Annotated in this window: 11 protein-coding genes and 1 pseudogene; 9 read left to right on the forward strand and 3 right to left on the reverse strand. The window is 71.8% G+C overall.

What is annotated here, in order from left to right:
- The first annotated feature begins 137 nt into the window (after positions 1–137).
- The 3 genes from phoU (at position 138) to ACVV2G_RS22775 (ending at position 1900) form a co-directional block, all read left to right on the forward strand.
- Positions 138–827, forward strand: a complete 690-nt coding sequence (phoU, locus tag ACVV2G_RS22765) for a phosphate signaling complex protein PhoU (protein WP_453844590.1) — start codon at positions 138–140, stop codon at positions 825–827.
- 294 nt (positions 828–1121) lie between these two features.
- A complete protein-coding gene (locus ACVV2G_RS22770) occupies positions 1122–1277 on the forward strand; it encodes a hypothetical protein (protein WP_453844591.1) in 156 nt (51 codons plus the stop codon).
- Between the two features lie 272 nt (positions 1278–1549).
- Positions 1550–1900, forward strand: a complete 351-nt coding sequence (locus ACVV2G_RS22775; RefSeq protein WP_453844592.1) for an SCO4225 family membrane protein — start codon at positions 1550–1552, stop codon at positions 1898–1900.
- 222 nt (positions 1901–2122) lie between these two features.
- On the opposite strand, the gene ACVV2G_RS22780 is transcribed toward ACVV2G_RS22775, so the two are convergent.
- Positions 2123–2383, reverse strand: coding sequence for a hypothetical protein (locus ACVV2G_RS22780; protein ID WP_453844593.1), 261 nt, complete (start codon positions 2381–2383; stop codon positions 2123–2125).
- A gap of 373 nt (positions 2384–2756) precedes the next feature.
- Between ACVV2G_RS22780 and ACVV2G_RS22785 the strand changes: the two genes are divergently transcribed.
- From ACVV2G_RS22785 to ACVV2G_RS22800, 4 genes and pseudogenes are all read left to right on the forward strand, one after another.
- The gene (locus tag ACVV2G_RS22785; RefSeq protein WP_453844594.1) at positions 2757–3347 is read left to right on the forward strand and encodes a DUF5994 family protein; all 591 of its coding nucleotides are present in this window, start codon (positions 2757–2759) and stop codon (positions 3345–3347) included.
- Positions 3348–3352: 5 nt separating this feature from the next.
- Complete coding sequence (locus ACVV2G_RS22790) at positions 3353–3652, forward strand: hypothetical protein (protein WP_453844595.1); 300 nt, start codon at positions 3353–3355, stop codon at positions 3650–3652.
- Positions 3649–4119, forward strand: a complete 471-nt coding sequence (locus tag ACVV2G_RS22795) for an STAS domain-containing protein (RefSeq protein ID WP_453844596.1) — start codon at positions 3649–3651, stop codon at positions 4117–4119. The genes ACVV2G_RS22790 and ACVV2G_RS22795 overlap by 4 nt, the downstream gene beginning before the upstream one ends.
- A 63-nt stretch (positions 4120–4182) precedes the next feature.
- Positions 4183–4287 (forward strand): annotated as a pseudogene (locus tag ACVV2G_RS22800) (DeoR family transcriptional regulator); the annotation flags it as partial.
- A 168-nt stretch (positions 4288–4455) separates the two neighbouring features.
- On the opposite strand, the gene ACVV2G_RS22805 reads toward ACVV2G_RS22800, so the two are convergent.
- The gene (locus tag ACVV2G_RS22805) at positions 4456–5214 is read right to left on the reverse strand and encodes a GntR family transcriptional regulator (RefSeq protein ID WP_453844597.1); all 759 of its coding nucleotides are present in this window, start codon (positions 5212–5214) and stop codon (positions 4456–4458) included.
- A gap of 464 nt (positions 5215–5678) precedes the next feature.
- Between ACVV2G_RS22805 and ACVV2G_RS22810 the strand changes: the two genes are divergently transcribed.
- Entirely contained in the window at positions 5679–6002 is a 324-nt protein-coding gene (locus tag ACVV2G_RS22810; RefSeq protein WP_453844607.1) for an ATP-binding protein, read from the forward strand.
- 1234 nt (positions 6003–7236) lie between these two features.
- Positions 7237–8043 carry an IS5 family transposase gene (locus ACVV2G_RS22815; protein ID WP_453842038.1) on the forward strand — a complete coding sequence of 269 codons (807 nt, stop codon included), beginning with the start codon at positions 7237–7239 and terminating at the stop codon, positions 8041–8043.
- On the opposite strand, the gene ACVV2G_RS22820 is transcribed toward ACVV2G_RS22815, so the two are convergent.
- Positions 7985–8491 (reverse strand): hypothetical protein, encoded by a 507-nt coding sequence (locus ACVV2G_RS22820; protein ID WP_453842056.1) that lies wholly within the window; start codon positions 8489–8491, stop codon positions 7985–7987. The two genes, ACVV2G_RS22815 and ACVV2G_RS22820, sit on opposite strands and share 59 nt — an antisense overlap.
- Positions 8492–8613 lie beyond the last annotated feature (122 nt).

Here is an 8613-nt window from a genome sequence, read left to right on the forward strand (position 1 = left end):
TCACCTTGGAGCCAGTGGCGGTTCACGTGAGGTGCCGGAAACGGACGCGTGCAGGCCGGAACGTGTAAGCGTGGGGGCACGGCAAGGGGTGCGAGCCGATGCGAGCCCCCTAATTGGACGTACGAGAGGGAACCCTGATGCGGGACGCGTACCACGAGGAACTCGATTCCATCGGCGACAGTCTGGTGGAGATGGCCCGGCTGGTCGGGTCGGCGATCGGGCGCGCCACGACCGCCATCCTCGACTCGGACCTGAAGCTGGCCGAGAACGTGATCGAGGGCGACCAGAAGGTCGACGAGCTCCACCACGAACTGGAGGCGCGGGCGATAGCCCTGCTGGCCCGGCAGCAGCCGGTGGCGACCGACCTGCGCATCGTCGTCACCTCGCTGCGGATGTCGGCCGACCTGGAGCGCTCGGGCGACCTGGCCCAGCATGTGGCCAAGCTCGCCCGGCTGCGCTACCCGGAGCGCGCGGTCCCGAGCGACCTGCACGCGACCATCCTGGAGATGGGGCAGCTCGCGCAGCGCCTGATGGCGAAGGCGGCCGAGGTGATCATCACCAAGGACGTCGACCTGGCGCTCCAGCTGGAGCAGGACGACGACGCGATGGACCAGCTCCACCGCACCCTCTTCCAGCACCTGATGGACGACCGGTGGAAGCACGGCATCGAGACGGCCGTGGACGTCACCCTCCTCGGCCGCTACTACGAGCGCTACGCCGACCACGCCGTCGCGGTCGCCAAGCGGGTGGTCTACCTGGTCACCGGCGAGCACGCGGACGATCTCCAGGCGGACGTCCAGCCGCCGACGCAGGTGGAGGGCGTCTGACACCGGCCCGCCCACCCGGGCGGGAACGGTCGGGTGGGCGGGGGACGGCACGAGGGGGAACGGGACCGGGCGGGAGGGTGCCCGGGCCCGGGCACGAGCGGGGACGGTCCCGGTCACGAGCGGGGCCCCACCGGCCCCGGGCACGAGCGCGATCGGGCCGGGACGGGGCGGGCCGGGACGGGCCGGGGCGGGCCGGGGCGGCACTGGGGGCGCGCGGTCGCCCCAGTGCGCCGTTGATGCGACTGCCGCTCGGGGCGTGCAATGGGGCCAGGCACCAGCCCCCAGGAGGAACCCATGGCCGATTCCCCCAGCACCCAGCCCGACCCCGCCCGGGAACGCCGGACCGAGCAGCCCGCCGAGATCCGCAGCCTGCCCCTGATCGCCGCCTGCGGCTGCGGTTCGGGCTGCGGCTGCGGCTGCCAGTCGGGCAATCCCTGCCAGTGCGGCTGACGCGGTAGGGCGAGGCGGGCTCAGAAAGCGGTAGTACGCCGCGGTACGACAGCGGTACGGCGGCCGGGTTCGACCCGTCCGCCGTATCGGCGCGCCCTGGGGGAAGACCCTGGAGGGGCGCGAGGCCACGGCTCGCTTCGCGGAGGTGCATCACGGGATGAGCTTCCCCCGGGTGCCGCGCGCCCCGACCTGAGTACGGGTACTCAGGCCCGGGGGCCCGTCTCCGTCCGACCCTGGAGACAGGAAGACGACCCACGGGGAGACGAGATCCGATGAAGACCAGCCCGCTACGCACCGCCGCCCGCCTGACCTTCGCCAACCGCGCCTCGGCGGCCTACCTCGCTCTGGTCGGCGGCGCGGTGGCCGTCGCCGCGCTGGAACCGCTCTTTGCGTCCAGCCCCGACGCCTCTCTCATCTGGGTCTGGCCGGCCCTGTTCACCTTCCCGGCCTTCGGCTTCGTCGCCTGGCTCGGCGAGGCGGGCTGGGGCGGCGACGCACCGGCCTGGTTCTTCCTGGGCGGCATCGCGGTCTCGGCCCTGGTCCAGTCGCTGGCGCTGGGCGCGGCCTGGCAGGCCCTGCGGGGACGCCGGGGGCGTCGGGGACGGCTGACGACGGCCGGCTGAGCAGCGCCGTTCCCGCGCCGCCCCGCGCGGGACCGGGCGGGGTGACGCGGGACTGAGGTACCGCCCCGAGCGGATACGACCGTCCGCCACGGCGGCCGACGTACGAGCGCCCCGAGGCCGGGGGGCGGTCGCCCCGGGGCCGGGTGGGCGGGGGCCCCGGGGGCCGGGGGGCGGGCACCCGGCAAGCCGCTCCGGCCGGGTGCCACGGCGGGCCGCCCGGACTCAGCCCCGCCCGGACTCCACGTCGGCGTGACCGGTCCGGCGGCTGGATTCCAGCCAGGAGAGGGCGGGTTCCGCCGCGCGCGTGGTGTCCACGGTGAGTTCGAGACGGGTCCCGCCCTCGTCACTGGCGGGATAGCTGCGCTGCTCGGTGGCGGCGAAGCAGTGGCGGAGCACCTCCGCCACACGCCGTGCGACCTCGGGCGACGCCGCGGTGACCTGAACCTCGGCGTGACCGTGCGAGGGGCTGTCGGGGGACTCCATGGCGACCTCGATGTGCGACGGACGGGACCAAAGTGGCAGTCACTCTACTCCGCCGGGTCCCTCCGGCCCCGACTACCGGTCCTCGTCCTCTTCCTCTTCGAGGTCTTCGGCGTCCTCGCCCCCGCGCCCCGGCTCGGCGGCCGGCGCCCGCTCCCTCCACCCTCCCCCCCCACATCCGGGGACGCGCATCCCCCCGCAGGGTCAAGGGCCGACGCCCACGAAAGGACCGGCGGCCTCGGGGCCCGCTCGGGCGCCCCGAGGAGTACGCTGCAAAGACCGAGGACACTTCGAGCACGGGCAATCACGTCCGTGTCGTTATCGGTGATCGAATACGCCGGGCCGTCTCCGGTCGGCCCGGGGCAGGGCGCGCGTCATGACTGCGACCATCTCCCGCCCGACGACTCCCGAAGACCGACGCTCCGTTCCTCCCGTACGTCTGGCACTCGCTCCCACCGGTTCCGCACCGCTCCTGCTGGACGGTGCCTGGTGGCCGCGCTCGCGTGACCTCACGGCCGAACTGCCCGCTCTGGCGGCCGTTCTCGACCCGCTGTGGGGGCGGATCACCCGCGTCACGGTGCATCCCGCGCAGTGGCCGGTCCTCCCGCGCAAGGTGCCCGTCGTAGGTCATGTGGTGAAGGTGGGCTGGTTCCGCTTCGAACAGGACGCGCACGAACTCCTGCTGCTCTCCTACCACGTGGGCCGCTGGAACCTGCTGGTGGTCCCCCCGGAGACGTCCCCCGCCGCGGCCACCTGGCTGATGGCAGCCGCCACCGACCCGCGCCGTACGGCGACCGCGAGCCGCCTGATGGCCGACGCCGCGCGCCGGACGGCGCCCGCCGGTGCCGACCGCGACGGGGTGGCGGCCTGGGAGTCCGAAGGCGGCCACGGAACCGGTGCTCCCGCCGTTCCGGCGCAGGACCACGTGACCCGTGCGACGGCGGCGGACCCGCCCGAGAGGATGTGAGGACCGTGGACACCCTCGTCACGGTGATCGTGCTGCTGGCGGTGATCGCGGCAGGCGCGTTCCTCATCCACCGGCTCAACGCGCAGCACGGAGACCGCATCGCCGCCTTCCACTACCGCCGCGACGGTGTCGTCGCGCCCGACCGGGAGCCCCCTGCCGGACAGAGCGGCCGCCACCGGACCGAGGCGGCGCACGGCGCCACCGAGCACCGGGGACATCGCGGCGGTGATCGCGACGACCGACGCGACGGCCGACGCGTACGACTCCTGCGCCCTCGGCGCCGTACCCACGGGAAGTCGGCATGATCCCGGGCCGGTCCGCCCCGCGCAGTGTCTTCGACGAGTCGACCGAACGAGGAGCCATGGCCCCCGCACCGTTCAGCGTCCGGCACCAGAACCGCGGGTCCCACGCCGCGCTCACCGTCGTGGGCGACATCGACCTGACCACCGCCCCGTTCCTGCGGGACGCGCTGGCCCGGTGCCTGCACGACCCGACCCGCACCGTCGACGTCGACCTCACGGCGGTCGGCTTCTGCGACGTCAGCGGGTTGAACGTCTTCCTCGCGGCCTCGGAGCACACCGGGCGAAGCGGGGCGGTACTGCGCCTGCACCGCCCGCCGCGCTCCCTGATCCGCGTCGCCGACGTCATCGGCTCCGACCTCCTGCTGCGCCCCCGCCCCCGGTCAGGAACGCGCCGGCCGGAGCCCCCGGCACCCACGCCGGCTGAAGCGGCACGCCGGCCCCTGATCCGCACGCGAGGGCTGCTGCCGTGAGGCGGCGCGGGCTGCCGCCGTGGCGCGCCGGCCCGGTGGAGGCCGGTGGGCACCAGTCGGAACGGCACGGCCTCGTCGTTCCGGGTCCTGCCCTGGGAGAAGGTCAGCGGCCTGATCACCGACGCCGATCCACAGGACACGGTCGTCGGCCGACTGGAGCCGGCAGGACGAGCAGCAGCAGGTGTTCGCCCGGCATCGCGAGAAGTGACACCGGCCCTCGACACCCGCTTCGAAGAGAGGCCGACGACCGGCCGCCCCCGCGCAAAAGCCACCATGAGCCCGGAGGCCACCATGAGCCCGGAGGCCGCCGTGCGAAAGCCGCCGATGAGCCCGGGCTCAGGCGTCGAAGTCGTACTCCAGGATGTACGAGGCCGCGTCCAGCGTCATCTCGTTGATCTCGACGGGACGGCCTGCGTCCGTGAAGGCCGTGCGGCAGACGAGGATGACCGGGGTCCCCGCGGACATGCCCAACTCCGTCGCCTCGTCCTTCGACGGCATCCGTGAGCGGATCTCCTCGCGGAAGTGCACGGGCTCGTGGCCGAGTTCGGCGAGCCTGGCGTACGTCCCGCCCTGACCGGTGTCCTCCCGCGTGATCGCCGATCCGGCGACCAGGGACGCGGGCAGATAGCTCGTCGCGAGCAGGACGGGCTTCCCGTCGAGGACGAAGCGGCGCCGCCTCACGCACACCGTCTCCTCGCCGGCCAGGTCCAAGGCCGTACGCACGCGGTCCGGAGCGGTCTCCTCGGACACGGTGATCCGGTCGACCTCGAGCGTGCGGTCCTCGACGTCCGCCGACCAGACGGAACGGCCGTCGCCCCACTGCCGCCGGGCCAGACGCTGGATACCTCGGCGCCGGAGCGGGCGGTACTCCCGGACGAACACACCGGCGCCCTTGCGGGCTTCGGCGATGCCTTCGTCCCGGAGCACACTCAGGGCCTGGCGGGCCGTCATGCGGGCCACGCCGTACGTGGTCATGAGGTCGTTCTCTCCCGGAAGCCGCTCACCGGGACCGTACTCGCCCGACTGGATCGCCTCACGCAGAGCGTCCGCGATCCGCTGGTACTTGGGCCGACGGTCTTGTTCGGTGCTGGCCATCCCGTAAACCTCCCTCTCTTCTCTAGACACCTTAGGCCACGGGTTGGCGTTCGCTCGCTGCGCGTAGTCGCCGCACCATTCGGCCTGCCTGGCCCGGGTGCGCTTACACGATTCCGCAACATCTCTAGAGATGAGTGGGTAGAGTAGATGTCTAGAGAGGTCGCGGGGACCTCTGAGGTGAGGGGTGCCGTATGGCGTCATTCGGGAACGAACTGTCGATTGCCGTGGGGAACGTGTGGTCGGCGGAGACGGTGACCACTCCGAGGCTCGTCGGCACGGGCAGACTCAAGCCCTCTGGCCAGTGGCGGCGCCGCCTCCACCGCGACGGCAGCGGCGGGCGGTGAGCGCAGATGCCCTACATCATCGACCGCCACCCCGGCGAGGACTCACCGCGCCTCGGCGCCATGGCCTTGCCTCCCGTCGCGGAGTCCGTGCCCCGGGCCCGGCGCTGATTCCGAAGGTTCATCACACCCTACGGACCGGCCTGTTCCATCGACGACTGTGTCCTGCTGATCTCGGAGCTGGTGACCAACGCCGTCGTCCACGGCAGGTCGGACGAGCCCTGGGTGGTCCGCGTGGAGTGGTTCCGCGCAGGGACCTCCCTCCGGATCGAGGTGCACAATCCCGGGCTCCCGGAGAACGTGCGGCTGCGGTGCCCCGACGCCGACGACGCACACGGAAGGGGGCTACTCCTGGTCGACGCCATCGCCGGCTCATGGCAGTCCGGCTCCTGCCCCTTCGGCGGAACGGTGGTCTCCTTCGAGATGGCTGACGCCTGGCCCTCCTGAGGACATCAGTGAGCCCCCGCCCAGCGGAGAAGCCCGCGAGGCGGGGGCTCACGGAGTGGGTGGCACCGCCGATCCGCTCAGCTCCGGAGGCAGCGAAAAGCCCCCTCCCAGCGGAGAACCCGCAGGTAGGGGGCCTGTTCGCGTGGGCGCCTACTTCTTCTTGCCCTGGGTCTGGCTGGCCCGATTTTCGTGCCTGGTCACGGAGTTGTGGACCCCGACTGACCAGCACCCGCGCGGTTGTTGTTGGTCGTCATCTGTCGTCGTCGGTCATCCTCGGAGGGCCCACAGAGGGCCCAGCACGACAGCGATTCCGACCGTGAGCGACTGGCAGACTCTGCACGTTCCGTTTGTACAGGGAGATATCCCGCCGAACCCCAGGGAGGCAGGGAGTTCTCCCTGACCGCCTCCCTGGGGTGCCTCCCTCGTGTTGACCTGCGTAGATCAAGGATTAGGGAGGCAGGGAGGCGCGCAGGTCGGACGCCTGAAACCCCCACACAGAGCGCTCCCAGGAGGGGGTGTCCTGCCTCCCTGAGCGGCCGTCTGCCGGATTCCGCTTCCGCGTGAACAGCGAAGGGCAATGAGGACCGCCCTTCGGGCGGCGACCTTCGGGCGCCTCAGCACGTGGGAGCTCCCGGCCGTAGGCGACTGCCGGCGACCCCTTCAAGCGCTGCTAGGTCTAGCGCTCCGCCCCGCTAGACCTAGCAGCGCCACTAGCAGGATGGGCCGCCGTTGACCTGCGGACTAGCGTCTAGCAACCATCAGGATCAGCTCTCCTGGAGCTGCCGTCGAGGGGCGGCAAGGTGCGGCGCCGGTGCTAGAGCGCAGACAAGCAAGAGGAGCACCCGGCGCCACTGGTGCTCCTCTTGCTGTTCGGCGACAGCCGCCCCAAGAACGCGCCGCGAAGCGGCTCCTTCTTCAACACCGCAGCGCACCACAAACAGAAATCACCCCCTCTCTTGTCCTAACTGGCTGTTCTCTATCCGTGCGGGTGCTCGGCCGGGGCTCGAACAGGGTGCTGGATCGGGTGAGTTGTCGGGTGTTCGGACATGAAGGAAGGGCCTCTTGGTAGCTCGCGGATGTCGAGTCCAGCGAGGAGCAAGAGGCCCTGTTGTCGAAGTGTCGCGTGGTCGCAGTGGCCGGGTCCAGTCCGTCCACTCCTGGGTGTGACTGTCTCGCCCACAGGTTCGGGAATGCGGCCGACCGCCCGGGGCGCCGGCCCCGGTACGGCTCGGACATGAGCGATGCCGAGTGGGCAGCAGTGCGGGATCTGCTGCCGGTTCCGGGATGGCTGGCCGGCCGGGGCGGGCGGCCGGAGGGTTACTGCCACCGGCAGATGATCGACGCGGTGCGCTACCTCGTCGACAACGGCATCAAGTGGCGGGCGATGCCGTCGGACTTCCCGCCCTGGCCGCGGGTGTATGCCTTCTTCGCCCGCTGGCGGGACGCGGGACTCGTGGCCGAGCTGCATGACCGGCTGCGCGAGGCGGTCCGTGATGCCGAGGGACGCGACCGGGAGCCGAGTGCGGCGGTCATCGACTCGCAGTCGGTGAAGGCGGACGCCACCGTCGCCCTCACCTCGCGGGGCTACGACGCGGGCAAGAAGATCAATGGACGCAAGCGGCACCTGCTCACCGACACGCTCGGTCTGCTGCTGGCAGTGCTGGTCACCCCGGCGTCGACCACCGACCGGGACGCCGCCCGCCTCCTGCTGCCCGCGGCCCGGGGCCGCTTCGGGCGGCTGGCACGGGTGTGGGCCGACGGCGGCTACACCGGCCACCTCGTCGACTGGAGCGCAACGCAGCTCGGCGTCGTCCTGGACATCGTCCGCCGCAGCGACGACATCCGCGGCTTCCAGGTCCTGCCCCGCCGCTGGGTCGTGGAACGGTCTCTCGCCTGGTGCCTGCGCAGTCGGCGCCTGGTCCGGGACTACGAGCGGCGCACCGACACCAGCGAAGCGGTCATCCTGTGGTCGATGACCATGCTCATGAGCCGCCGCCTGGCCGCCCGGTGTCAGGAGCCTGTTGCGGCGCGGGCGGCATGAACCTGCCCGGTTTCGCTTCGACCAGCCAGCCCCGTTCCACCAGCCGTTTCAGCCGGGCCCTCGCCCCTTCGACGCGGGAGGCGGACGCGCTGTCCCAGCCCAGCACCACCGCCGCCCGCCGGGCACCCAGCCCGTCGCCTCCCGCATCGACCGCGGCGGCCATCAACGCCTGGTAGTCCGGCGACAACTCCGCCACCCCACTCGCGTGTCGCCGGTGCGGCACCGCCCGGCGAGGCCCGACCGCCTTCCTCCGCGGCACCTCGCCGGCCCCGTCGGCGGGTGCGTTCTCCTCGGCCAACGCTTCCAGATACTGCTCCAGACCGATCACCCGGCGCCGGTGCACCTCCTCCGCCTCCGCCAGAGCCGCCCGCACCCGTTCCAGCTCGGCTTCGAGGTCCTTCACCTGCGCGGCTGCGGCCTTCTGCCGCGTCTCCAGAACCGCCCGCATCGACGGCATCCGCTACCTCCACGACATCTCGCCCGGCAACAAGCCCAGGCTCCCGCAGCAGCTGCTACTTCATGCCTGACCAGCGAAGACGTCACACGAGGTTCGGAAAGAGAACGGTCTCT

The sequence above is a fragment of the Streptomyces sp. JK94 genome (assembly GCF_053613315.1).